Here is a 24,197-nt window from a genome sequence, read left to right as displayed (position 1 = left end):
ATCGCCGGTGGGTTCGGTCTCGGCATCGACCGTTCGGTTGATGCCCGCGAGCCGTCCGCTCCCTACGCTGGAGGTCCATGTCGCACAGCACGCTCACGCCGGTGTTCGTGGGGCTGCGGACGGGGCTCCACGTGCTCGTCGCCGCCCTCACGGCACTCGTCGTCGTGCGCGTGCTCGTCGCACCCGGGCACACCCCCTGGCTCGCCATGACGCTCGTCGTCCTCTTCGCGATCGTCTACGTGCTCGGCGGCCTGGCAGCGGCGCCCCGTCCGACCCGGCGCGTGCTCGCCGGAGCCACGTGGCTCGTCGCGCTGACGGTGGTCTGGATCGCGCTGCTCGTGCTCGTCCCCGAGGCGGCGTACCTGGTCTTCCCGCTGTTCTTCCTCTACCTGCACGTCCTACCGCGGGTCGCCGGCCCCGTCGCCGTGCTCGTCGCCACCGGGATCGCGATCGTCGCCCTCGGCCTGCACGGTGGGTTCACCGTCGGCGGGGTGGTCGGACCGCTCGTCGGGGCCGGGGTCGCCCTGCTCATCGGGCTCGGGTACCGGGCACTGGCGCGGGAGGCACAGGAGCGCGAGGAACTCGTCGCCCGGCTCATCCGGACACAGGACGAACTCGCCGCGACGCAGCACGAACAGGGGGTCCTGGCTGAACGCGCTCGACTCGCTCGCGAGATCCACGACACCGTCGCCCAGGGCCTGTCGAGCATCCAGATGCTGCTGCACGCTGCCGAGTCGGCCGACGGTGACCGACCGGGCATCGCGCACGTCCGGCTGGCCCGCCAGACCGCTGCCGAGGGCCTCGCCGACACCCGCCGCTTCATCCGCGAACTCAGCCCGCCGACGCTGGAACAGGGGATCGGGTCGGCGCTCGACCGGCTGGCGGGGTCGCACCGTGCGGGCGCGGGGCTGACGGTCGACGTCGACGTCCCCGATCAGGTGGCGCTGCCCATGGCCACGCAGACCGCGCTCCTGCGGATCACCCAGGGCGCCCTGGCGAACGTCGTGCAGCACGCGGACGCCACGGCCGTGCGGATCGCCCTGGTCGTCGACGGACCCAGCGCAACCCTGACCGTGTCCGACGACGGGCGCGGGTTCGACCCGGTGGCCGTCCGGGCTCGTGCCGGGTCCAGCGACTCGTTCGGCCTGGTCGCGATGAGCGAGCGGGTGCGGCAGCTCGACGGCCGGCTCGACGTCGACTCGGCACCCGGCAGCGGCACCACCGTGCGGGTGGTCCTGGGCGGTGCCCCGTGATCCGCGTCGTGATCGCCGACGACCACCCGGTGGTGCGGGCCGGACTGCGCGCGCTGCTCGACACCGCGGCCGACATCACCGTGGTCGGCGAGGCCGCCGCACCGGAGCGCGCCGTCGCCCTCGCAGCCGCGCTGGCACCCGAACTCGTGCTGATGGACCTGCAGTTCGGGCAGTCCCAGACCGGCGCCGACGCCACCCGCGCGATCCGGGCCCTCGACGCCCCGCCGTATGTGCTCGTGCTGACCAACTACGACACCGACGGCGACATCCTGGGCGCGGTCGAGGCCGGGGCGAGCGGCTACCTGCTCAAGGACGCCCCGCCGGACGAGCTGCTGGCCGCCGTCCGTGCCGCCGCCGCCGGTGAGAGCGCCCTGGCCCCGGTCATCGCCAGCCGGCTCATGGAACGGGTGCGCTCACCACGGGTCAGCCTGTCCGCGCGCGAACTCGAGGTGCTGCGACTCGTCGCGTCGGGGGCGTCCAACGGCGACGTCGCCGCGTCCCTGCACATCACCGACGCGACGGTGAAGACGCACCTGGTCCACGTGTTCTCGAAGCTCGGGGTCTCGTCGCGCACGGCGGCCGTGTCGGCAGCGCGGTCACTCGGCCTGCTGCGCTGAACCATCTCCGGACGACGGGGCCCGGGGGTGCGCTGCTCGGGCGCGTCCGAGGCTGCGGAACAGGGTCGCGAGCAGGACGACGGGGATCGCGACGAGGGCGGCCAGGCTCGTGCCGTACAGCACACCGGAGAACGCGCTGTGGGACCCACCGGACACCCCGTAGGCGTCTGCGACGTCCATCCCCAGGAAGAAGCCGGACTGGAAGACGGCCACGGCACCGAACGTGAGCAGCGCGAGGTGGCAGACGGCTGCCACCGGGACGGGCATCCGACCCCGGATCGCAACGACCGCGAAGAAGGCGGCCAGCGTGACTCCGACGCCGGCGGTGACCAGGACGCCGACGACGTCCTGTCCGACGTCCATCCCGATCGCCTCGACGCGGTGGTGGATCTGCCCGAGGGTCGCGCCGGGCACCGCGGCGAGCGGATCGAACACGAGTCCGTCGAGCGCGAGCAGCGTCGCGTACGCGGTCACGACGACGGCGCCCAGCACGGGGCCGAACACCTGCGCACGCATCCGGCAATCCTCGCGACGTCGGTGTCCCCGACGCATCCACCGGCGGGATGACCTGTGGAGAACGGAATGCCTGGGCCCCCACGGTGGTTAGCATGGGTGTCCTGGGAAAGGGAGCCATCATGGTCGACGTTCATCGCGTCAAACTCCCCGGCGTCGGCGTACTGCACAGCTTCTACACCGACGACGGTGGCAAGTGCGGGGTCATCACGCACCGGTCGGGTCACTCCGACCTCATCTCCTTCGCCGACGTCTCCGACGGCGCCGACAAGTCGGAGAAGGTCTCGCTGCGGCTGAGCGACGACGAGGCCCACACCCTGGCCGAACTCCTCGGTGGCACCCGCATCACCGAGGGCCTCGACAAGCTCGACGAGATCCCAGGGCTGTCCATCGACTGGTTCTCCGTCGACTACGACGACGCGATCGCCGGCAAGCCGCTCGGCGACCTGCACGACTCGGGCTTCATCGGCCTGACCGTCGTCGCCGTGGTGCGCGGCGACAGCGCGAACCCCGCCCCCTCGGCGGACTTCGTCGTCTTCCCCGGCGACACCATCGTGGTGGCCGGGGCCCCCGAGAAGGTCTCGAAGGCCTTCTCGTTCTACCGCAGCGGTGCGCTCGCGGCAGCAGCTGCGGCCGAGGCGCCGCCCCGGAGCTAGCGGCATGCACCTGGGTGGTGAGCTGCTCACCATCGGCGGCCTGTTCCTCATCGCCTACGTCCTCGGACGGCTCGGCAAGCTCATCGGCCTGCCGGCGATCCCGATCTACATGGTCGTGGGGCTCATCGCGAGCCCGCACACGCCCTGGATCGGGCTGAGCGTCGAGTCGCACACGATCGAGCTCATCGCGACGTTCGGCCTGATCCTGCTGCTCTTCAACCTCGGGCTGGAGTTCGACCAGGAAGAGTTCTACGGCAACGCCGGCAAGCTCCTGGTGTCGGGCGGCACCTACGTCGCGATCAACATGGCCGTGGGGTTCGCCTTCGGGTTCTCGCTCGGTTGGGGGACCCGCGAAGCCCTGGTCATCGCGGGCATGACCGCGACGTCGTCCAGCGCGATCGTCACGAAGCTGCTGATCGAGCTGCGGCGTCTGGCGAACGACGAGACCCCGATGATCCTCGGTGTGACCGTCATCGAGGACGTCTTCATCGCCATCTACCTGGCGATCGTGTCGGTCGTGCTGTCCGGTGACACGAACATCTGGGGCGTGGTCGGCAAGCTCGCGCTGGCGTTCGGCTTCCTCATCGTCATGTTCAGCCTGGCGCGCTGGGGTGGCAAGCAGGTCTCGAAGATCTTCGCGACCCGCGACGACGAGCTGTTCACGGTGCTCTTCTTCGGGCTCGCAGTCATGTTCGGTGGCATCGGGGACCTGCTCGGCGTGACCGACGCCATCGGTGCCTTCGTGATCGGTCTGCTCTGCGGCGCGACCCGCTACCGCGACCGCATCGAGCAGCTCGCACTGCCGATGCGCGACGTCTTCGCCGCGTTCTTCTTCGTCAACTTCGGGCTCGGCCTCGACATCTCGACCTTCGGCGAAGTGCTGTGGCCCGTCCTCGGTGCGATCGGCATGACCGTCGTGCTGAACGCCGTCGCCGGCCAGCTCGTCGCCCGGATGAACGGCTTCTCGGCCCAGCAGGGCATCAACACCGCGGTCATCCTGGTGAACCGCGGTGAGTTCGCGCTGATCCTCGCGACGCTGTCGGCGGCTGCCGGACTCGAGGAACGGATCACCGCGTTCGCCGGGCTCTACGTGCTGGTCATGGCCGTCCTGGGACCGATCCTGGCGACGAACTCGGACCGCATCGGTCGCCTCGTGCTCCGTCCGGGGCGGGTGCGCAAGCTCCGCGGCCGTGAACGAGCCGCGGCCGAAGCGGCAGCCGCTCGCCGAGCCGAACGCGACCGTCGGTTCGCCGAGGAGATCGCCCTCGTGGAGGCGGCTGGCAGGGACGAGCGCGAGAATGGTGCACCGGGGACGACCCCCGAGGCAGAGCCGGAGACGGTGAGCAGCGGGACGTCGTCCGTCGAGATCCCCGCCGAGCGTCCCGAACGCCCGGCCCGAGCACGCGATCCGGAGTACTGACACGCATGTGGGCCGTTGCCCGTCGACCGAAGTGGATCGCGCTGCTGCTGCTGGCGCTGGTCCTCGCTGCGGTGTTCGCCGCCCTCGGCAAGTGGCAGCTCGAGCGCAGCATCGAGAACGGCAAGCCGGCTCCGGCCACCACCGAGACGCGACAGGTCCTCTCCGACGTCTCGAAGCCGGAGCGCGGCGTGGGTGACAGCCTCGCCGGGCAGAAGGTGACGGTCACGGGCCGGTTCGTGGCCGGCGACACGACGGTGCTGACCGGTCGCAGCGGCGGTGGCCGCTACCAGACCGTCGGACACATGGTCGACACGACCACCGGAGCGAGCCTCCCGGTCGTCATCGGGTGGTCCGACCAGCGTGGAGCCGCCGTCGCCGGTGGCGAGCGCCTGACGGACGGTGCGGACCTCACCGTCCAGGGCCGCTACTACCCGTCCGAGTCCCCGGACCAGGACGCCTTCCAGCAGTCGGAGTACTCGGCGGTCGCGCCCGCACGGTTCGTGAACACGTGGAAGGCGTTCGACGACCGGATGTACGGCGGCTACGTCGTCGCCGACGCCACCACCGCGGCGAAGGCCGACCTCGGCACCATCGCCGACCGCGCCCCCACGCGCGAGGTCCAGTTCGACTGGCTCAACCTGTTCTACGCGATCGAGTGGGTCGTCTTCGCGGGCTTCGCCGTCTTCCTGTGGTGGCGCTTCGTGAAGGACACCTGGGAACGCGAGGAAGACGAGCGTCACCAGGCCGATCTCGGCTTCCCCGCAGCGGGTCCTGACGGTGCTGACAGCGCCGCCGGGGCGAGTTCCGACCGACGGTAGGATCGTTGCCATGGCTCTGACCGTCCGCACCCGCGACATCCCGAAGATCCCGGGGGCGGTGCGGCTGTACCGCATCTCCGCGTACATCACCGGTGTGCTGCTGCTCGCCCTGGTGATCGAGGTGATCATCAAGTACACGCCGCTCCAGCTCGAGATGCAGCTCGGTGGCGGTGCGTTCTTCGTCCCGAACGGCACGGCGGGCCAGGCCCCCGGCACGTTCAACCTGTCGATCGCGATCCTCATCGCGCACGGTTGGCTGTACGTCGTCTACCTCTTCATGGACTTCCGCCTGTGGAGCATCATGCGCTGGCGGCCGTCGCGCTTCCTGCTGATCGCCCTGGGCGGGATCATCCCGTTCATGTCCTTCGTGGTCGAGCACCGCATGCAGAAGGCCGCCATGACCACCTACCACGAGCTGACCGCGCAGCAGGCGCGGGAGAAAGAGAGCGCTCGGTGAGCGAGACCGACCAGCGTCCCGTCCTCGTCGTCGACTTCGGAGCCCAGTACGCGCAGCTCATCGCTCGCCGCGTGCGCGAGGCCAACGTCTACAGCGAGATCGTTCCCCACTCCATGAGTGCTGAGGAGATCCGCGCGAAGGACCCTGCCGCCATCGTGCTGTCCGGTGGTCCGTCGTCGGTGTACGAGCAGGGCGCGCCCGCGCTCGACGGTGCGATCCTCGAGCTCGGCGTCCCGGTGCTCGGCATCTGCTACGGCTTCCAGGCGATGGCCTCGGCCCTCGGCGGGACGGTCGCGAACACCGGCCTGCGGGAGTACGGCGCCACGGACGTCACCGTGACCGGCACCTCCAGCACGCTGCTCGGTGGCCAGCCGGAGTCGCAGACCACGTGGATGTCGCACGGCGACTCCGTGTCCGCCGCGCCCGAGGGGTTCGAGGTCCTCGCGTCGAGCTCGTCGACGCCGGTCGCCGCCTTCGCGTCCGACGAGCGCAAGCTCTACGGCGTGCAGTGGCACCCCGAGGTCAAGCACTCGGCGTTCGGCCAGGCCGTGCTCGAGAACTTCCTGCACCGTGCCGCCGGTCTGCCCGGCGACTGGAACTCGAACAACGTGATCGAGGAGCAGGTCGCCCGCATCCGCGAGCAGGTCGGCTCCGCGCGTGTCATCGCCGGCCTGTCGGGTGGCGTCGACTCCGCCGTCGCGGCGGCCCTGGTGCACAAGGCCGTCGGCGACCAGCTGACCTGCGTGTTCGTCGACCACGGACTGCTCCGCGCCGACGAGCGCAAGCAGGTGGAAGAGGACTACGTCGCCTCGACCGGTGTCCGGCTCGTCACGGTCGACGCCGAGCAGCAGTTCCTCGACGCGCTCGCGGGCGTCAGCGACCCCGAGCAGAAGCGCAAGATCATCGGGCGCGAGTTCATCCGCACGTTCGAGGCCGCTGCCGAGGCACTCGTCCTCGAAGCCCGCGCCGACTCATCCGAGGACGGCGCTGGCCAGGTCGAGTTCCTGGTGCAGGGCACGCTCTACCCGGACGTCGTCGAGTCCGGCGGGGGATCGGGCACGGCGAACATCAAGTCGCACCACAACGTGGGCGGGCTGCCCGAGGACATGACCTTCAAGCTGGTCGAGCCGCTGCGCACCCTGTTCAAGGACGAGGTCCGCGCGGTCGGTCGCGAACTCGGGCTGCCCGAGGTCATCGTCGGCCGCCAGCCGTTCCCCGGACCCGGCCTCGGCATCCGCATCGTCGGGTCGGTCGACAAAGAGCGCCTCGAGATCCTGCGTGCCGCTGACGCCATCGCCCGCAACGAGTTGTCCGCCGCGGGCCTGGACGACGAGATCTGGCAGTGCCCGGTCGTGCTGCTGGCCGACGTGCGCTCGGTGGGCGTGCAGGGCGACGGCCGCACCTACGGTCACCCGATCGTGCTGCGCCCGGTGTCCTCCGAGGACGCCATGACCGCGGACTGGACCCGCCTGCCGTACGACGTGCTCGCGAAGATCTCGAACCGCATCACGAACGAGGTGCGCGACGTCAACCGGGTCGTGCTCGACGTCACGTCGAAGCCGCCGGGGACGATCGAGTGGGAGTGAGTCTCCCGTCCTGAGGGGGTCCGGCGCGCAGGCGTCGGACCCCTTCGTCGTCCGGGGCGCGGGGAGGGCGGCAAGGTTGCCGGCGGCGCGGGACGCCGACGTCGCACAACACGCCGCTCAGTCTCGCCGAGATCGCTCGACGTGCCGGCCGAAGGCGGCGGGAGCGGCAGCTTTTGCGACCCAGGCGCGTCGGACACGGCGCGTCGTGCGACGTGGGCGTCGGTCCGGCGGCAGGGCGTGGGTTGCGCGCGGGGTGGGTTTGCGTGACCGTGCGCACGCCCGGAACGACGAAGGGCCCCGGCGAGTGCCGGGGCCCTTCGTCGCGTGCGAGTGGTGCTAGTTGCGCTGGCTGCTCGCGATGATGGCGAGGATGCGCAGGATCTCGAGGTAGAGCCAGACGAGGGTCACGACGAGGCCGAACGCCGCGGTCCACCCGTAGATGCGCGGAGCACCACGCTCGACACCGGTCTTGATCTGGTCGAAGTCGAGGATGAGCGAGTACGCCGCCATGATGACGACGAAGACGCCGATGAGCACGCCGAGCGGGATGCCGAAGACGGTCACCCCGAGCAGGCCGAACGCGCTGTTGGTCACGCCGGTCCACATGAGCACGAGGTTCACGAGCGAGAAGGCCATGTAGCCCACGATCGCCACCAGGAAGAACCGCGTCGCCTTGGGCGTCGCGCGGACCTTGCCCGAGCGGAACAGCAGCAGCGTCACGAAGAACACGCCGAGGGTGCCGAAGACCGCCTGGGCGACGATCCCGTCGGTCTCGGGGTAGGCCGTCTGATAGAAGTGCGAGATGCCGCCGACGAACAGTCCCTCGAAGAACGCGTACGCCAGGACCAGGCCCGCGGACGGCTTCTTCTTGAAGGTGTTGACGAGTGCGAGCACGAACCCGATGACCGCACCGGCGATCCAGACGATCGGCGGGAGGTTCCACCCGGCCACCGCACCGACGACGAGCACGCCGAACGCCATGAGCGTCTTGACGATCGTGTCCTCGTACGACATGCGGTCCGTGTCGACGGTGTTGGCCGCGGGACGGTCGTACATGTACTGCAGCTGCTCGGGCGTCATGCCCGCGGACGGCTGCGGGGTCTGGCCCCACCCGCCGCGCTGCTGCTGCTGCTGCTGCTGCTGCGAGCCGGCGCTCCAAGCGTTCCGGCCCGCGTCGTTGAAGGCGGGGGACTGGTCGAAACCGGGCTTGAAAGCCATGGTGTCCTCGGATTCCTCTGGTCTCAGGTCGTGCAGGAACGGTGGTCCGTTCCTTCGCGTCCTCTCAGCCTAGGTGGGGTCGACCCGGAAAGGCTGGGGATTCGCGGCGAGCGGACGCCGGTGGTGGCACCGCTGCGTGAACTCTACGGCGGGGTGCTGCGCAACTGATCGGCGGTCGGCGGGAGTTGCCCGTGAGATCAGGGGTTGACACGAGTAAACCCGGGGCGCGAGCATGGACGCGCAACGATGCACCCCGCCAGAAGGAGCCCAGCATGACGTTCACCCTCGGCATGGTCGGAGCCGGCCAGTTCGCCAGCCACTTCGCCACCCTGTTCGACAAGCACCCCGGCATCTCCGCCGTGTACGCCACAGACGTGCTGCCGGAGCGCGCGCAGCAGCTGGTCGACGAGCTGCGCCTGGCGGGGACCTTCCCGTCGTTCGAGGACATGCTCGCCAGCTCCGACGTCGACGCCGTAGCGATCTTCACCCAGCGGTGGACCCACGGACCGCTGGTGCTGCAGGCGCTCCGGGCCGGCAAGCACGTCTACTCCGCCGTGCCGATGGCGACGGCCCAGACCGAGATCGAGTCGATCATCCAGGCGGTCCAGGAGACCGGCCTCACCTACATGATGGGCGAGACCAGCCAGTACAACCCGGCGACGGTGTTCGCCCGCAAGAAGTACGAGGACGGCGCCTTCGGTCGGGTGTTCTACGCCGAGGGCGACTACGTGCACGACATGGACCTCGGGTTCTACGACGCGTACCGGTACAGCGGCGGTGACGACTGGAAGGCCACGGCGAGCTACCCGCCCATGTGGTACCCCACGCACGCCATCGGTGGAGTCCTCGGGGCCGTGCCGCGGCACGCGACGAGCGTCAGCTGCATCGGTGTCCACGACGACCGCGGCGACGGGGTCTTCGACACCGAGGTCAGCATGTTCGACAACGACTACTCGAACATGACCGCGCTGTTCGAACTCGACGGCGGCGGTTCCATGCGCATCAACGAGTTCCGTCGCGTCGGCTTCCCGTCGTACATCCGCGAGAGCCGCTTCCGCTGGTTCGGCACCGACGGCACCTTCGAGCAGCTCGTCACGAACTCCGTCTGGCAGGACCGCGACGGCGTGACCGACGTCTCCGACCAGATCGCCAACCGTCCGACCATGGACGAGGACGACCCGCGCCTGGCCGACGTGTCGCCCGCACTCCGCAGCTCGTTCGTGTCCGGCCACGCGCCCGTGCACGACGACCTGACCGGCCGGCTGCCCGCCGAGTTCGACTTCGCGCCCAACGGCCACGAGGGCTCCCACCAGCTGCTGGTCGACGACTTCGTCACCGCGGTCAACGACCGGGTCCTCCCGCCGGTCAACGCCTGGCAGGCCGCTCGCTACACGCTGCCCGGCCTGGTGGCGTTCGAGTCCGCCAAGCGCGGTGGCGAGCGCCTGAGCATCCCGGACCAGGGTGACGCCCCCGTCGCGGTCGGCGAGCGCCTGCCCGTCGCCGACCGGGTGTCATGATCGACCGGTGACCGACCCGAGTGCCAGGACGCGGACCCGCAAGCCGACCCGTCGTGACGTCGCGCGCCTCGCCGGGGTGTCGGACGCCGTCGTCAGCTACACGCTGAACGGCGGCGCTCCGGTCGCCCCGGACACCCGGCTCCGGGTCCTGGCGGCGGTGGCCGAACTCGGGTACCGCCCGAACCAGGCAGCCCGGGCGCTGCGGTCCGGCTCGGCCCGCACGCTCGTGCTCGCCGTGCCCGACGTCGCCGACCCCGTGTTCTCGAACCCGTTCTTCGCCGAGTTCGCGGCCGCCATCGAGTCCGTCGCCCGCGAGCGCGGGTACGCCCTCTCGACCACGGCCACGACCTTCTCCCCGGAGGGCCTGCGATCGCGCTTCGAGGAGTTCGCGGCACGGATGGTGGACGGCGTGCTCGTCCTGTCGAGCGGCGCCGCCGACCGCGACGCGATCGATCCCGTCGGCCTGCCGTGGGTCGACCTCAACGTCTCGGCCGCGCGCGAGGGCGTCGCGAGCGTCGGGACCGACCTGCGCTCCGGAGCCGAACTCGCGACCGAGCACCTGCTCGACCACGGACGGACGCGCGTCGCATTCGTCGGCCAGGCCGACGTCGGTGAACCCCGGCATGCCGGGTGGCTGGCAGCGTGCCGGAGCCGGGGCGTGCCTCCAGGCCGGGTCGTCGCCGGCGGCTACACCCGCGAGGGCGGGTACGCGGCCGGCCTCCGGATCGCGGACGACCTGGCGACCGGCGACGGCCCGGACGCGGTGTTCGCGGCGTCTGACCGCACCGCGGTCGGGGTCCTGCGGGCGTTCCACGAGCGGGACGTCCGCGTGCCGGAGGACGTCGCCGTCGTCGCCTTCGACGGCTCGTGGGAAGCCGAGTACACCTGGCCACCGCTCAGCACCGTCCGGCAGCCGGTCGAGTCGATGGCCGAGGCGGCGGTCCGCGGACTGCTCGACGGGTCCGCGCCCACGCACCGGCAGTTCCCTGTGGAACTCGTCATCCGGGCGTCATGCGGGACCCACGAGCCGGTCACCGAGGCGCGTTAGGGTCGGCCGCATGACCCCCCTGGTGATCGCGCACCGAGGTGCCTCCGGGTACCGCCCCGAACACTCGCGAAGCGCGTACGAGCTCGCGATCGCGCTGGGCGCCGACGCGATCGAGCCCGACCTGGTCCCGACCAGGGACGGCGCGCTGGTGCTCCGCCACGAGAACGAGATCTCGGGCACGACCGACGTGGCCGACCGCCCGGAGTTCGAGGACCGCCGGACGACCAAGACGGTGGACGGGCAACGCCTGACCGGGTGGTTCACCGAGGACTTCACGTGGGACGAGCTCACGACGCTCCGCACCCGCGAACGGCTGCCGCAGCTGCGTCCGCAGTCGGCCGCCCACGACGGCGACGAGCCGATCCTGCGGTTCGAGGACCTGCTCGGGATCCTCGACGCGGCGCCGCGCCCGGTCGGACTCGTCGCGGAGGTCAAGCACGCGACGTACTTCGACGGTGTCGGCCTGCCGATGGGGCAGCTCGTCGACGCGGCGATCGGCGCCGCCGGCTGGCGGGGCGACGACCGGCTCACCGTCGAGTGCTTCGAGAAGGGCGTCCTCCGCGACCTCGGCGCACGTGGGGCGGGCGGTCGTCTGGTCTACCTCCAGGAGGCCCGTGGCAGTGCCGCGGACGAGGTCGCGACCCACGGGTCGTCGGCTCCCACGTACGCGACCGAGCGGACCGACGCGGCGCTCGCGGCGCTCGCCGACGAGTTCGACGGCATCAGCGTCCCCCTGGGCACCCTGATGGCGGGCGTCGACCCGGTGGCGGTCGACGACCCGGGCCCCGTTCGTTCCGACGTGGTCGAGCGAGCGCACGCCGTCGGGCTCGACGTGTACACCTGGACGCTGCGGCCGGAGAACCGGTTCCTGCCGGCGCCACTCCGTCGTGGCGGGGACGTGGCCGCGCACGGGGACTGGGAGCGCTGGTACACCTCGGTGGTCCGGACGGGCGTCGACGGCGTGTTCGCGGACCACGCCGACCTGGCCGTGCGTGCCCGGGAACTGGTCGCCGACCCCGCCGCCGTCCACCGCAGCGGGGGCTGACGGTGTCGGGGGGCGTGCCTAGACTGGTCTGACATGACGATCGTGCTCGACCCATTCGACTCGACGCCCGAGCCGGGTGCCGGGGACCGCCCCTACGAGGACCCGTTCACCGCCGGTCTGAACCCCCAGCAGAAGCAAGCGGTCGAGTACCGCGGCGAGTCCCTGCTGATCGTCGCCGGCGCCGGTTCCGGCAAGACCAGCGTGCTCACCCGGCGCATCGCGCTGCTGCTGGCGAACCGCGAAGCCTGGCCGTCGCAGATCCTGGCGATCACGTTCACGAACAAGGCCGCGGCCGAGATGCGCGAGCGGGTGCGGGCCCTCGTCGGCCAGGCGTCCGAGGGCATGTGGATCTCGACGTTCCACTCCGCGTGTGTGCGGATCCTGCGGCGTGAAGCCGAGCGGTTCGGGTTCCCGCAGTCCTTCACCATCTACGACTCCGCCGACTCGCGTGCGCTCCTCAAGCGGATCATCAAGGACCTCGAAGCGGACACCCTCGGGCTGACCGTCGGTGCCGCCGCGTCGAAGATCTCCAAGCTCAAGAACGAGCTGCAGGACGTCGACACCTACGCGCGGAACATCAACGCGAACGACCCGCAAGAAGTCATGTTCACCGAGGTGTTCCGGCGGTACACGAACGACCTGCGCCGGGCGAACGCCTTCGACTTCGACGACCTGATCGGACAGACGGTCTTCCTGTTCCGGGCGTTCCCCGAGGTCGCGGCGCTGTACCAGCGACGGTTCCGCTTCGTCCTGGTGGACGAGTACCAGGACACCAACCACGCCCAGTACTCGCTCATCCGCGAGCTCACGCGCCCCGTCCCCGTCGAGCAGGTCGACCGCCTCGAGGACGAGGGCCAGCACGTCGCCCGCATGCGCGAGGCCGACGGGTCGATCGCCGGTGCGTCGCTGACGGTGGTCGGCGACTCGGACCAGTCGATCTACGCCTTCCGCGGGGCCGACATCCGCAACATCGTCGAGTTCGAGCGGGACTTCCCGAACTCGAAGGTCATCCTGCTCGAGCAGAACTACCGGTCCACGCAGAACATCCTCGACGCGGCCAACGCGGTCATCGCGAACAACTTCGACCGCCAGGTCAAGAACCTGTTCACCGAGGTCGGCGCCGGCGACAAGATCATCGGCTTCACGGGCTACACCGGCCACGACGAAGCCCAGTTCGTCGCGGACGAGATCCAGCGCCTGCACGAGGACGGCATGGACTACCGCGACATGGCGGTGTTCTACCGGACCAACTCGCAGACCCGTACGCTCGAGGAGATCTTCATCCGGGCGGCGATCCCGTACCGGGTGCTCGGTGGCACCAAGTTCTACGAGCGCGCCGAGATCAAGGACGCCATGGCGTACCTGATCACCGTCGCCAACCCCGCCGACCCGATGGCGCTCCGCCGCGTGCTCAACGTGCCCAAGCGCGGGATCGGCGCCGTCACCGAGACCACCCTGCAGCGGTACGCCGACGACCACGACGTCACGATGCGTGAAGCCCTGCGGCACGCGGACGAACTCGGCTTCGGGCCGAAGGTGCGGAACGCGATCACGGCGTTCGCGGCCCTGCTCGACGACGTCTCGGCCAAGGCGACCGACCAGCCCGTCGTCGACACGCTGACGCAGCTGCTCGATGGTTCCGGCCTGCTCGAGCAGCTCCGGAAGTCCCCTGACGCCCAGGACTCCGCACGCGCCGACAACATCGACGAGCTCGTCGCCGTCACGCGGGAGTTCCAGAAGAACAACCCGGACGGCACGCTCGTCGACTTCCTGACCGAGGTCTCCCTGGTCGCCGCGGCGGACGAGCTCGACGACTCCTCCGGCACGGTGTCGCTCATGACGCTGCACACGGCCAAGGGGCTCGAGTACGACGCCGTGTTCCTGACCGGCGTCGAAGAGGACCTGCTGCCGCACCGGATGTCCGCGAACGAGCCCGGTGGTCCCTCCGAGGAACGCCGGCTCTTCTACGTGGGCATCACGCGCGCCAAGAAGTCCCTGTTCCTGTCGCTGGCGATGACCCGCGCACAGTTCGGCGACGTCAACGTGGCGATGCCGTCCCGCTTCCTGCAGGAGATCCCCGAGGGGCTCATCGAGTGGAAGCAGTCGCCCGGCATGGCGAACAGCCGTGGTGGCACGCAGCCCCGGGCGCTCAACGCGAAGCGGGACGGCGCGGGACCCGGTGGGTTCGGCGGCGCAGGCGGCGGCGGTGGCTACCGCGGTGGTGGCGGTTGGGGTGGCGGCTCGTACGACCGGGCGGCGGCCGCGGCGAAGACCCGCCCGAAGACCGAGTGGGCGAACCGCGTGTCCGGACAGGTCCGCGACAACGGCGACATGGAGCTGGCCGCGGGCGACCGCATCACCCACGTCGACTTCGGCGAGGGCACGGTGTCGGCCGTGACGGGACAGGGCGCCAAGCGCATCGCCGAGATCGCCTTCGACGCGGCCGGCCGCAAGAAGCTCCTCATCAAGATCGCCCCGATCGAGAAGCTCTAGCGGCGGCGGCGGCGGCGGCGGCCGCTGCGGCCTCGGCCTCGGCCCGCTACGGCTGCAGGACCGCCGACGTCCAGCCGTCCGGCCCCAGGCGGTACTGCAGGCGGCGGTGCATCCGGTCGCGACTGCCGTGCCAGAACTCGACCGAGGTCGGCTCGAGCCGCCATGCGCGCCACGACGCCGGTCGCGGCACGTCCTCGGACTCCTCGAGCAGCGCGTTCGCGTCGTCGATGAGGTCCTGGAACGAGCCGTCGAGCGGCGCGGACTGGTCGGCGACCGCGGTGGCAGCGCGCGACTTCGGCGACCGTGCGGCGAACAGCTCGTCGGACTCCTGGTCCGACAGCTGCACGACGGTGCCCTCGAACCGCAGCTGCTGCATCGTCTCGCGCCAGTAGACCTGCAGTGCGGCGGCCGGGTTCGCGGTGAGCTGCCGCCCCTTCGGGCTGTGGCTCGAGGACCCGAACACCAGCCCGCGGTCGTCGATCGTCTTCACGTCGACGGTGCGGGCGCTCACGACACCGTCGTCGGCGGTCGCCAGGGTCATCGACATCGGCTCGGACACGTCGCCGTCCTGCGCGTCGGCGACCCAGGTGCGGGCGACGTCGAGCGGGGAGGCGGGTGGGTCGTCGAGCTCGGGGAAGGCGAAGGACGTGTCACCGGACAGGGGAGCGGAGGCCATGCCCCCAGCCAACGCCCGTCAGCCCTGCCACGTCCAGGTGACCGGGGGACGTCCGCCGCGACGTCCGGACGCGGACGCGACGGGCTCGTCCGACCGCACGAGTGCCGCGTTCGTCCGGAGCGATCGGTTGAGGTTGCCAGGATCGGGCGCGCTGCCGGTCAGCCCGGTCTGCAACCGCGCCGCGTCGGCCGTCGTGAACCGCGGTCCGAGCAGCGCTCGCGTCAGCGCCGTGTCGCGCCAGAGCCGGGTGCGCGCGTGGTCGAGGGCAGCCTGGATGATCCGGTCGTGGTCGAACGGGAGGCTCGGCTCGGCCCCGGTGGGGTGGCGCCAGACGGTGTGCGGCTGGTCAGCCCCCCGTGCCGCGTCCGGTGGTCCGTCGGCAGCCACCACCGCGACGAACGCGATGCTGATCGCCGCGTCGCGCGGGTCGCGTTCCGGCCCGTCGAACGCGCCGATCTGCGCGAGGTGCCGGACTGTCTCGGGGCCGATGCCCGCCTTGGTGCGCAGGGCGCGCCGTGCAGCGTCGGTCAGGCGTTCCGCAGGGTGCAGGAGCACGCCGGGGAGTGCCTCCTGGCCGGCGTACGGGTCGTACTGCCGACGCGCGGTGGCGACCAGCAGGCCGGCCGCCGAGAAGGACATCGGGACGACGTCGATCGCGATGAGCGGCTGGTCGCGGGTCGTCACCGCGTCGGTCACGAGGCCGCTGCTGCTCGTCGGGCGGCGCGTTCGGTGCGCTCGCGGCGGAGGGTCGCCCGGACGTCGGCGAAGGACTGGTGCACCAGGAAGCGGCCGTCGGTCCAGACGGGCTGGAGCAGGCTCGTCTCCTCGTCCGATGCGGTGGCCTGGTCGGTCTGGTGGATCTCGCCGGTGGCGTCGCGGTGCAGGGCGATCCGGCCCTTGGCGCTCTTCTTGCCGCTGCCGGTCTTCGGGTCCTTCTGGATGTCGACCGGTTCGCCGTCGACCAGTGCCCACGTGGCCTTCACCGCGCTGCCGAGGTTGTCGCGGGTCATGTACTGGTACGTGTACGACCCGATGCCGAGCACGATGTTGTCGCTCGCGTAGCCCTTGGCGGCCAGGCGCTCGTAGATCCGACGGGCGCGGTCGAGGGTGATGCTGTCGCCGTAGATCACGCCGATGTGCTGGTCGAGGACCTTGTACCCGGCGTCGTTGACGGTGTGGCCGAACAGCTCGTCGAGCAGCTCGACGACGCCCTTCTGCTCGTGCGACCGCCCGTCGGCCAGCAGCTGGTCCTCGGGAACGTCGTGCACGGTGCCGGTGACGATGTCGACCGGGTCGCCGGAGTCAGGGCGGATGACGAGCTTGCCGTCGCGGGCCGTGATCCGGTCCTTGAGCTGCGGGAGCGTCTCGGTGATCACCTTGAACAGGTCGAAGCCGTCGCTGACCGCCGAGACGATGCCCGTCGGGTAGACGTCGAGGATCTGCTCGAAGGTCGCGAGCTCGCCGTCGGCACCGCGCACGCACATCACGCTGTGCTCGGTGGCGGGGACGCTGGCAGCGACCCAGCGGTTGTCACCCGGGTAGTAGCGGTCGATGAAGTCGAGCGTCGGCATCGAGTCGGTGCCCAGGAACGAGAGCAGGTGCCCGGCGCCACCGGCTGCCGCGGACTCGATGCTCGATTGCCCGCGGAACGAGAAGTCGTGCGCGGCGAAGTCGATGCTCTCCGGCACGGCGCCCGTGCGCGCCGCCCAGTCCTCCATCAGGTCGCGGTACTCCAGCGCCTTCGTCGCGACGGTGGAGGGGTGCCAGATCGACGCCGACAGGGCGGTCTCGATGTAGTTCGGCAGCCAGAAGAACTCGTCGACGGTGTTCTCGACGGTCAGGGTGGCGACGCCGATCGGGGCGAGGGTGCCCTCGGGGAGCGCGCGGATCGTCAGGGGGAGGTACCCCAGGCGGTGCAGGGCGCGGACGTGGTCGACGCCGATGTGGTTCAAGCCGAAGTACCCCTCGAGCGCCTCGGAGAACAGCCGGGCGACCTCGTCCTCGTCAGCGGCGAAGAACGGTGCCCATGCCTCGACCAGGTGTCGCTGGATGAACGCCTGCAGTCCGAACACCACGGCGTGGGTCGACTCGGGCATGTGCGCGTTCGAGCGGTTCGTCCAGTTGATCAGGATGCGGGTCGTGCCCCGGGGGTAGACCTGCCGGTGTGAGTGCTTGTACCCGTCGACCGCCAGCAGCGGAGCGATCGGGCTCGCGGTGGTGATGCGCGGGGCCAGTGCGGTCGTGGTGTCGGTCATCGGATCTGCTCCGTCAGGTAGGGGGTGAGTTCGATCGTGCGCAGGCCGGGCACGGCGTTCTGCGCGGGGTACGAGTCGGTCGTGACGATCTCGCCGAAGTGGTCGGCGAGCTGGGGTGCCCGGCCGGAGAACACGCCGTGCGACACCCAGAGGCCGAGGCGCTCCTTCGGGAGGCCGGTGCTGCCGGCCAGTCCCATGAAGGTGCCACCCCCGTCGCAGATGTCGTCGACGACGAGCAGTCGGCCGGTGTCCGGCAGCGGCTCGCAGGAGAAGCCGTCGAGCTTGCCCGTGTCGGGGTTGCGGTGCTTCTCGGCGCGGAACACCGGCAGTCCGCAGGCGTCGGCGACGGCGGTCGCCCGGGCGACGGCACCCTTGTCCGGGGCGATGACGCCGCTGTAGTCGGACCCGGCGACGACGGTGTCGCGGACGACCCGTTCGCTCGTGACGACGGTGAGGCGCTCCACCAGTCCGACGATCACGGGGGAGTGCGGGTCGAACGCGATCACCTGGTCGAGGTGGAAGCCGTTCAGGACGTCCGCGTAGACCCGGGCACCGAACGGCAGCCCGCGGTCCTGGCGTGCACCGGGCAGGTACGGGACGAGCGCGACCGACTTCGCGCCGCGCTGGCGGACGGCGTCAGCCCACATGCCGAGCATGAGCAGGTCGTCGCCGCTCGTGCCCCGCAGCGTCGCGATCTCGGTCAGGTCGGCAGGGCTGCCGTGCTCGACGGCGACCTTGACGTGCGCTTCGCCCGCGGGGAAGCGCATGGTGGAGAACGTGGGGGCCACGGGGGTGCCGCCCCGGTCCCAGGTGCTGAGTTCGACTGCCATGACCCGAACCTAGCACGGTATTTGTCGGTGTGACAACTACCGGTATCGTGCTGCCGTCGCCCGCATCGCCCGCAGCAGCAGCGGCCCCGGCAGGCGGAGCACCGCACCCGGCACGAGCGCGCGGACGCGACGGATCCACGCCGCGGTCCGTCGCCAGCGCCGCCGTTCGCGCGGCCCCCACGCGAAGCCGTACTGCGTGCGCACCACGTCCGGCAGCATGCCGACGGTGACGATCCGCACGAGCGGCATCGCCGCACGGACCCACAGGGGTGCGAATATCGGGTGGAGCAGGTCGCGCGCGACACCGCGGGCGTCGTCGGTGACCCGCAGACTCGACAGCGCCTGGTCCCAGTACGCCACGAAGGCGGCAGGGGTCGCCGGCCAGCGCTCCGGCGGCACGCGCAGCGCCACACCGAGCGGGGCGTACGCGTCGAGCGCCCGGCGTGCGAGCTCGGGCGACACCGGGGTGCCGAACGCCTCGTGCGCCCGGATCGCCGAGTCGTACAGGGTCGCGGCGACCCAGAGCTGCCGGTCGACCTCGTCCGCGCCGGCGACGGGCGCGTGTGCCCGGTTCACGAAGCCGGTCGCGGTCGCCGCGTCGGCAGGCGACCCGATCACGACGGCGTACACGTACATGAGCGTGTGCGCGAGGCGCTGCTGCGGCCGGCGCGCGAAGTCGGAGTGGCGGCGCACGCCCGCAGCGACCACCGGGTCGGCGATCTGCAGCAGGATCGCGCACCCGCCGGCCAGGACGGGCGTGCTGTCCGCCAGGAACCGCACCAGGTCGCGGTCGCGACCCGACGACGGACGGGAGGCTCGGCGCACGTCCGGCGCCGAGCCTCCAGTCCGGTCGTTGGTCACGGCACCAGTGTGCCGGACCGGTCCGCCGGTCAGAGCGGCTTCGTGCCCAGGTCGTTGCCGAGGTCGGGGCGCTCGGTGTCGTCGTCGTGCTCCCACAGGTCGGCGCTCGCCTCGCGGGGTGCGCCGCCGGTGGGGCCGTCGTCGGTGCCGTCACCGGGCTGCGGCTCGACGGTCTCGCCGGCGACCGCGTCGTTCGTGACGGTCTCCAGGGACTCCTCGGTCTCGTCGACCTCGTAGGGGCCGACGTGCTCACGGTCGACGTCGTCGTCGCGACGCTGCTGCGAGTCGAAGTCGTCGACGGGGCTGATGCCGGGATCGCTCATGGTGGTGCTCCTCGTGTGGTTATGGTCGTCAGGGGTCAGGGGTCAGGGGTCAGGGGTCAGGGGTCAGGGGTCAGGCGTCGAGTCCGAGCTGAGCCGCGAGGCCCTTCTCGTCGGTGGCGCCCCAGCGTTCGGCGATCTTGCCGTCACGGAACCTCGACACCTGGATGCCTCGGACGGTGAAGGCCTTGCCGGTCGGCTGGTGGCCCTGGAACACGCCGGTGTGCGTGCCGCGGATGGTGAAGACCGCGGTGATGTAGTCGTCGGTCACGACGAGCGGGTCCGGCTCGAGCGCCAGGTCCGGGAACGCCGTCGTGAACTGCTGCCAGAAGTCCACGATGCCGGCCAGCCCCGGGGCCTGGTCCGGAGCGGGGTCGTGGTCCACGACGTCGTCGGCCCACACCTCGTCGAACCGGTCGAACGCGCGTGCCTCGAGGATCTCGCCGAGTCGTTCCTGGGCCTGCTGGTTCTGTTCCGCGGTCATCCGCGCTCCTTCCGTCGGGTGTTCCTGTGTACGCCGCACGGCTCCGAGCGCCGCCCAGGATGTCGCCCGTTCACCCGGGCGTCACCGGCAGGACACGGAGGACGTGCACACTGCTCGTGCTCGTGCTCGGGGGAGTGGAGCGCGGTCGCCGGCCTGGAGCCGGGCGACCGCGCATCCCCCCGCCGGTCGTCAGACGCGCTCGAGCAGGTGCCGGTCCTCCACGTCCGCGAGCGCCAGCGTGCGGTAGCCCGCCGACTCGAAGAACACCGTCAGCCGGTCGTCCTCGGTGCTCATCACCGTGCCGTGACCCCACTCCGCGTGCTCCACGTCGGCGTCCGGCGGCCACTCGGCGTCGTGCGACCCGTCGGCTGCATGCGTGACGGCGGCGGTGCCGGCGGTGCACGTGTCGCAGTTGCCGCACGGCTCGGCGAGTTCGTCCCCGAAGTACCCGAGCAGGAACTGTCGCCGGCAGCCCTGTGTCTCGGCGAACTCGCGCATCATGGCGATCCGGGACTCCTCGACCCGCTCGCGCTCGTGCGCCCGCTCCTTCGCCGCCCGGGCAGCGGCATCGGCGGTCGCCGGGCCGTCCGCCGCGCGGGCGACGCCGTCGTGGCCGTCGACGAGCACACCGGCCTCGACGAGGGCGTTGACCGCCCGGCCAGCGGTGCGTGCGGCGAGGCCCGATGCGTCCGGCAGGTCGGTCCGGGCGATCGCCCCGGATGCGGGGACGGCGTCGAAGACAGCGCGGAGCGAAGCGGGCCGCGGGCTGCCGGACGCGAAGAAGCGTCGCAGGCCCAGGTCCTCGGCGCGGTAGTGCAGCGTGGCCAGGGCATCGTCGCCGTCACGACCGGCGCGTCCGACCTCCTGGTAGTAGGCGTCGACGGACTCGGGCACGTCGGCGTGCACCACGAAGCGGACGTCGGGCTTGTCGATGCCCATCCCGAACGCGCTCGTGGCGACCACGACCTCGACGGAGCCGTCGTGGAAGCCGGTCAGCACCCGCTCCCGGTCCCGCACGCGGAGTCCGGCGTGGTACGGCTGTGCGCGGCGACCGTGCTCGACGAGCTCGTCGGCATACACGAGGGTCTCGGCCCGCGTGGCGACGTAGACGACCCCGGCGCCGGGCAGCCCGGCGACCTGCGCGACGACGGCCTCGCGCTTGCCCTCGTCGTCCTCGTGGCGTCGGACCTCGAGCCGGAGCTCCGGACGGTCGAACCCGGCCGCGAGCACGAGCGGGTCGCGCATCCCGAGCCGCGCGACGACGTCGTCCCGCACGGGGGCGGAGCCCGTCGCGGTCAGGGCCAGCACGGGCGGACGCCCCAGGCGCTCGATCGCCTCGCCGAGCGCCAGGTAGTCCGGGCGGAAGTCGTGGCCCCAGGACGACACGCAGTGCGCCTCGTCCACCGTGACCAGGCCGACCCCGGCGTCGCGCAGGCGGTCCTGCACGTCGGGCTTCGCGAGCTGCTCCGGCGCGAGGAAGACGTAGCGGACGTCGCCCGCGGTGACCGCCTCCCACGCCTCGGTCAGGTCGCGGGACCGCTTGGTGGCGTTCACCGTCACGCCCTTCGGTGCGTCAGGGTGCTGTGCCAGGCCGACGACCTGGTCTTCCTGCAGCGCGACCAGCGGCGAGACCACGACGACCAGGCCGTCGAGGGCGAGTCCCGCCACCTGGTAGATCGCGGACTTGCCCGAGCCCGTCGGCATCACGGCGAGGGCGTCCCGGCCCGCGAGGACGGCGTCGATCACGGTCTGCTGGTCGGGGCGGAGCTGCCAGCCGAAGACCTCGGCGGCTCGGGTGCGGAGTGCGTCGTGCATCGATCCACCGTGCCGAGCCGGTCCTGGCGGCCTGCACCGGGACTGCGCGCGGTGGCCATCCGGTCGGCGACGGCCGAACCACCCGACGTGATCCGTGCCTCCCGACGGACGCACGCGTTGTCCACCTGCCGCCGCTAGTGTGGTCCGCGGCCGTTGTCTCGACATCGAGCGACCCTCGACGGAGAGTGCTGCGACCGCGTGGAACCGATGCCGATCGCACGAACCGTGCGGGAAGAAGAACAGCGTGGATCTTTTCGAGTACCAGGCCAGGGACCTCTTCGAGTCCTACGGCGTCCCTGTGCTGCAGGGCATCATCGCCGACACCCCAGAGGAGGCGAGGGCGGCTGCCGAGAAGATCGGTGGCGTGGTCGTCGTCAAGGCGCAGGTGAAGGTCGGCGGCCGCGGCAAGGCCGGCGGCGTCAAGGTCGCGAAGACCCCGGACGAGGCGTTCGAGCACGCGCAGGCGATCCTCGGCCTCGACATCAAGGGCCACACCGTGCAGCGCGTCATGGTCGCCCAGGGTGCCGACATCGCCGAGGAGTTCTACTTCTCCGTGCTGCTCGACCGCGCCAACCGCTCCTACCTGTCGCTCGTCAGCGTCGAGGGCGGCATGGAGATCGAGCAGCTCGCGGTCGAGAAGCCCGAGGCGCTCGCCCGCGTCGAGGTGAACCCGCTGACCGGGATCAACCAGGAGGCCGGCGAGGACATCGCTCGCCAGGCCGGGTTCCCGGACGAACTCGTCGAGCAGGTCGCCGGTGTCTTCGTGAAGCTCTACGACGTGTTCGCCGGCGAGGACGCCACGCTGGTCGAGGTGAACCCCCTCGTCCGCACGGGTGACGGTCAGATCCTGGCGCTCGACGGCAAGGTCTCCCTCGACGAGAACGCCGACTTCCGCCACGACGCCCACAAGCAGCTCGAGGACACCGCCAGCGAGGACCCGCTCGAAGCCAAGGCGAAGGCGCACGGCCTGAACTACGTCAAGCTCGACGGCCAGGTCGGCGTCATCGGCAACGGCGCGGGGCTCGTCATGTCGACGCTCGACGTCGTCGCCTACGCCGGTGAGCGCCACGGCGGCGTCAAGCCCGCGAACTTCCTCGACATCGGCGGCGGTGCCTCGGCCGAGGTCATGGCCAACGGCCTCGACGTCATCCTCGGCGACCCGCAGGTCAAGAGCGTGTTCGTGAACGTGTTCGGCGGCATCACCGCCTGCGACGCCGTCGCGAACGGCATCGTCGCCGCGCTCGGCATCCTCGGCGACGCGGCCACCAAGCCGCTCGTCGTGCGCCTGGACGGCAACAACGTGGAAGAAGGTCGCCGGATCCTGGCGGAGGCAGCGCACCCGCTCGTCACCGTCGCCGCGACCATGGACGACGCGGCCGAGCAGGCCGCCGAACTCGCCGCCGCAGCGGCCTGAAGGGACTGACCATGTCGATCTTCCTCAACAAGGACTCCAAGGTCATCGTCCAGGGCATCACCGGCGGCGAGGGCACCAAGCACACCGCACTCATGCTCAAGGCCGGCACGCAGGTGGTCGGTGGCGTGAACGCCCGCAAGGCCGGCACGACCGTCACCCACGGCGACGTCGAGCTGCCCGTCTTCGGCTCGGTGCGCGAGGCCATCGACACCACCGGTGCCGACGTCTCGATCGTCTTCGTCCCGCCGGCGTTCGCGAAGGACGCCGTGATGGAGGCCATCGACGCCGAGATCCCGCTCGTCGTCGTCATCACCGAGGGCATCCCCGTGCAGGACTCGGCCGAGTTCTGGGCGCACGCCAAGGCGCTCGGCGGGAAGACCCGCATCATCGGCCCGAACTGCCCGGGCATCATCACCCCGGGTGAGTCGCTCGTCGGCATCACTCCGGCGACGATCACCGGCAAGGGCCCGATCGGCCTCGTCTCGAAGTCGGGCACCCTGACCTACCAGATGATGTACGAGCTGCGTGACCTGGGCTTCTCGACCGCCATCGGCATCGGCGGCGACCCGGTCATCGGCACGACGCACATCGACGCGCTCGCCGCGTTCGAGGCCGACCCCGAGACGACCGCGATCGTGATGATCGGCGAGATCGGCGGCGACGCCGAGGAGCGCGCTGCCGACTACATCAAGGCGCACGTCACGAAGCCGGTCGTCGGGTACGTCGCGGGCTTCACGGCCCCCGAGGGCAAGACGATGGGCCACGCCGGCGCGATCGTGTCCGGCTCGGCCGGCACCGCCGAGGCGAAGAAGCAGGCGCTCGAGGCGGCTGGCGTCAAGGTCGGCAAGACGCCGTCCGAGACGGCAGCGCTGCTGCGCGAGGTGGTCGCCGCCCACTAGCG

General features: G+C 71.0%; 23 protein-coding genes. 13 read left to right on the top strand and 10 right to left on the bottom strand.

Annotation, left to right across the window (positions count from 1 at the left end):
- Nucleotides 1–77: 77 nt before the first annotated feature.
- Nucleotides 78–1,253: a sensor histidine kinase gene (locus tag DEJ13_RS16080; RefSeq protein ID WP_056121518.1), complete on the top strand. Its 1,176-nt coding sequence runs from the start codon at nucleotides 78–80 to the stop codon at nucleotides 1,251–1,253.
- Nucleotides 1,250–1,870: a response regulator gene (locus tag DEJ13_RS16075; RefSeq protein ID WP_056121520.1), complete on the top strand. Its 621-nt coding sequence runs from the start codon at nucleotides 1,250–1,252 to the stop codon at nucleotides 1,868–1,870. Before DEJ13_RS16080 ends, DEJ13_RS16075 begins: the two co-directional genes overlap by 4 nt.
- On the opposite strand, the gene DEJ13_RS16070 is transcribed toward DEJ13_RS16075, so the two are convergent.
- Nucleotides 1,850–2,386: a hypothetical protein gene (locus DEJ13_RS16070; protein WP_056121522.1), complete on the bottom strand. Its 537-nt coding sequence runs from the start codon at nucleotides 2,384–2,386 to the stop codon at nucleotides 1,850–1,852. The genes DEJ13_RS16075 and DEJ13_RS16070 overlap by 21 nt on opposite strands.
- Before the next feature lie 119 nt (nucleotides 2,387–2,505).
- Here DEJ13_RS16070 and DEJ13_RS16065 point away from each other — a divergent pair, with 119 nt between their 5' ends.
- Genes DEJ13_RS16065 through guaA form a run of 5 tightly spaced genes read left to right on the top strand, consistent with a single transcriptional unit; the run spans nucleotide 2,506 to nucleotide 7,320 of the window.
- Nucleotides 2,506–3,039, top strand: a complete 534-nt coding sequence (locus DEJ13_RS16065; RefSeq protein WP_056121524.1) for a cation:proton antiporter regulatory subunit — start codon at nucleotides 2,506–2,508, stop codon at nucleotides 3,037–3,039.
- Nucleotides 3,040–3,043: 4 nt separating this feature from the next.
- The gene (locus DEJ13_RS16060; RefSeq protein WP_056121526.1) at nucleotides 3,044–4,459 is read left to right on the top strand and encodes a cation:proton antiporter; all 1,416 of its coding nucleotides are present in this window, start codon (nucleotides 3,044–3,046) and stop codon (nucleotides 4,457–4,459) included.
- A gap of 5 nt (nucleotides 4,460–4,464) precedes the next feature.
- Nucleotides 4,465–5,277, top strand: coding sequence for an SURF1 family cytochrome oxidase biogenesis protein (locus DEJ13_RS16055; RefSeq protein ID WP_111105920.1), 813 nt, complete (start codon nucleotides 4,465–4,467; stop codon nucleotides 5,275–5,277).
- A gap of 10 nt (nucleotides 5,278–5,287) precedes the next feature.
- A complete protein-coding gene (locus DEJ13_RS16050; RefSeq protein WP_082517846.1) occupies nucleotides 5,288–5,734 on the top strand; it encodes a DUF3817 domain-containing protein in 447 nt (148 codons plus the stop codon).
- Nucleotides 5,731–7,320 carry a glutamine-hydrolyzing GMP synthase gene (guaA, locus tag DEJ13_RS16045; RefSeq protein WP_111105919.1) on the top strand — a complete coding sequence of 530 codons (1,590 nt, stop codon included), beginning with the start codon at nucleotides 5,731–5,733 and terminating at the stop codon, nucleotides 7,318–7,320. Before DEJ13_RS16050 ends, guaA begins: the two co-directional genes overlap by 4 nt.
- A gap of 336 nt (nucleotides 7,321–7,656) precedes the next feature.
- Here guaA and DEJ13_RS16040 read toward each other — a convergent pair whose 3' ends face one another.
- Nucleotides 7,657–8,538 carry a Bax inhibitor-1/YccA family protein gene (locus tag DEJ13_RS16040; RefSeq protein WP_111105918.1) on the bottom strand — a complete coding sequence of 294 codons (882 nt, stop codon included), beginning with the start codon at nucleotides 8,536–8,538 and terminating at the stop codon, nucleotides 7,657–7,659.
- Between the two features lie 272 nt (nucleotides 8,539–8,810).
- On the opposite strand from DEJ13_RS16040, the gene DEJ13_RS16035 reads away from it, so the two are divergent.
- Genes DEJ13_RS16035 through DEJ13_RS16020 form a run of 4 tightly spaced genes read left to right on the top strand, consistent with a single transcriptional unit; the run spans nucleotide 8,811 to nucleotide 14,641 of the window.
- Nucleotides 8,811–10,055 carry a Gfo/Idh/MocA family protein gene (locus tag DEJ13_RS16035; RefSeq protein WP_056121533.1) on the top strand — a complete coding sequence of 415 codons (1,245 nt, stop codon included), beginning with the start codon at nucleotides 8,811–8,813 and terminating at the stop codon, nucleotides 10,053–10,055.
- A 7-nt stretch (nucleotides 10,056–10,062) separates the two neighbouring features.
- On the top strand, nucleotides 10,063–11,103 hold the full coding sequence (locus DEJ13_RS16030; RefSeq protein WP_111105917.1) for a LacI family DNA-binding transcriptional regulator: 1,041 nt from the start codon (nucleotides 10,063–10,065) through the stop codon (nucleotides 11,101–11,103).
- 10 nt (nucleotides 11,104–11,113) lie between these two features.
- Nucleotides 11,114–12,148, top strand: a complete 1,035-nt coding sequence (locus DEJ13_RS16025) for a glycerophosphodiester phosphodiesterase family protein (RefSeq protein WP_111105916.1) — start codon at nucleotides 11,114–11,116, stop codon at nucleotides 12,146–12,148.
- A gap of 33 nt (nucleotides 12,149–12,181) precedes the next feature.
- Complete coding sequence (locus DEJ13_RS16020) at nucleotides 12,182–14,641, top strand: ATP-dependent helicase (protein WP_111105915.1); 2,460 nt, start codon at nucleotides 12,182–12,184, stop codon at nucleotides 14,639–14,641.
- A 46-nt stretch (nucleotides 14,642–14,687) separates the two neighbouring features.
- On the opposite strand, the gene DEJ13_RS16015 is transcribed toward DEJ13_RS16020, so the two are convergent.
- The 8 genes from DEJ13_RS16015 to DEJ13_RS15980 all read right to left on the bottom strand — a co-directional run bounded on the left by DEJ13_RS16015 (nucleotide 14,688) and on the right by DEJ13_RS15980 (nucleotide 21,882).
- Complete coding sequence (locus tag DEJ13_RS16015; RefSeq protein WP_111105914.1) at nucleotides 14,688–15,317, bottom strand: pyridoxal 5'-phosphate synthase; 630 nt, start codon at nucleotides 15,315–15,317, stop codon at nucleotides 14,688–14,690.
- Nucleotides 15,318–15,335: 18 nt separating this feature from the next.
- Entirely contained in the window at nucleotides 15,336–16,013 is a 678-nt protein-coding gene (locus tag DEJ13_RS16010) for an NUDIX domain-containing protein (RefSeq protein WP_111105913.1), read from the bottom strand.
- Nucleotides 16,010–17,572 carry a nicotinate phosphoribosyltransferase gene (locus DEJ13_RS16005; protein WP_111105912.1) on the bottom strand — a complete coding sequence of 521 codons (1,563 nt, stop codon included), beginning with the start codon at nucleotides 17,570–17,572 and terminating at the stop codon, nucleotides 16,010–16,012. Before DEJ13_RS16005 ends, DEJ13_RS16010 begins: the two co-directional genes overlap by 4 nt.
- Nucleotides 17,569–18,402 carry a phosphoribosyltransferase family protein gene (locus tag DEJ13_RS16000; RefSeq protein WP_056121549.1) on the bottom strand — a complete coding sequence of 278 codons (834 nt, stop codon included), beginning with the start codon at nucleotides 18,400–18,402 and terminating at the stop codon, nucleotides 17,569–17,571. The genes DEJ13_RS16005 and DEJ13_RS16000 overlap by 4 nt, the downstream gene beginning before the upstream one ends.
- Before the next feature lie 36 nt (nucleotides 18,403–18,438).
- A complete protein-coding gene (locus DEJ13_RS15995) occupies nucleotides 18,439–19,263 on the bottom strand; it encodes an oxygenase MpaB family protein (RefSeq protein WP_181436934.1) in 825 nt (274 codons plus the stop codon).
- Between the two features lie 29 nt (nucleotides 19,264–19,292).
- Nucleotides 19,293–19,586: a hypothetical protein gene (locus DEJ13_RS15990; protein ID WP_056121553.1), complete on the bottom strand. Its 294-nt coding sequence runs from the start codon at nucleotides 19,584–19,586 to the stop codon at nucleotides 19,293–19,295.
- 70 nt (nucleotides 19,587–19,656) lie between these two features.
- Nucleotides 19,657–20,067, bottom strand: a complete 411-nt coding sequence (locus tag DEJ13_RS15985) for an ester cyclase (RefSeq protein WP_111105910.1) — start codon at nucleotides 20,065–20,067, stop codon at nucleotides 19,657–19,659.
- Between the two features lie 189 nt (nucleotides 20,068–20,256).
- The gene (locus tag DEJ13_RS15980) at nucleotides 20,257–21,882 is read right to left on the bottom strand and encodes a RecQ family ATP-dependent DNA helicase (RefSeq protein ID WP_111105909.1); all 1,626 of its coding nucleotides are present in this window, start codon (nucleotides 21,880–21,882) and stop codon (nucleotides 20,257–20,259) included.
- Nucleotides 21,883–22,126: 244 nt separating this feature from the next.
- Here DEJ13_RS15980 and sucC point away from each other — a divergent pair, with 244 nt between their 5' ends.
- A complete protein-coding gene (gene sucC, locus DEJ13_RS15975; protein WP_056121558.1) occupies nucleotides 22,127–23,296 on the top strand; it encodes an ADP-forming succinate--CoA ligase subunit beta in 1,170 nt (389 codons plus the stop codon).
- Between the two features lie 11 nt (nucleotides 23,297–23,307).
- On the top strand, nucleotides 23,308–24,195 hold the full coding sequence (gene sucD, locus DEJ13_RS15970) for a succinate--CoA ligase subunit alpha (RefSeq protein ID WP_056121560.1): 888 nt from the start codon (nucleotides 23,308–23,310) through the stop codon (nucleotides 24,193–24,195).
- Nucleotides 24,196–24,197: the final 2 nt, after the last annotated feature.

It is taken from the genome of Curtobacterium sp. MCLR17_007 (assembly GCF_003234655.2).
Lineage (GTDB): Bacteria > Actinomycetota > Actinomycetes > Actinomycetales > Microbacteriaceae > Curtobacterium.
The sequence above is the reverse complement of the archived record's forward strand: the minus strand, read 5'-3'. Positions and strand labels throughout refer to the sequence as shown.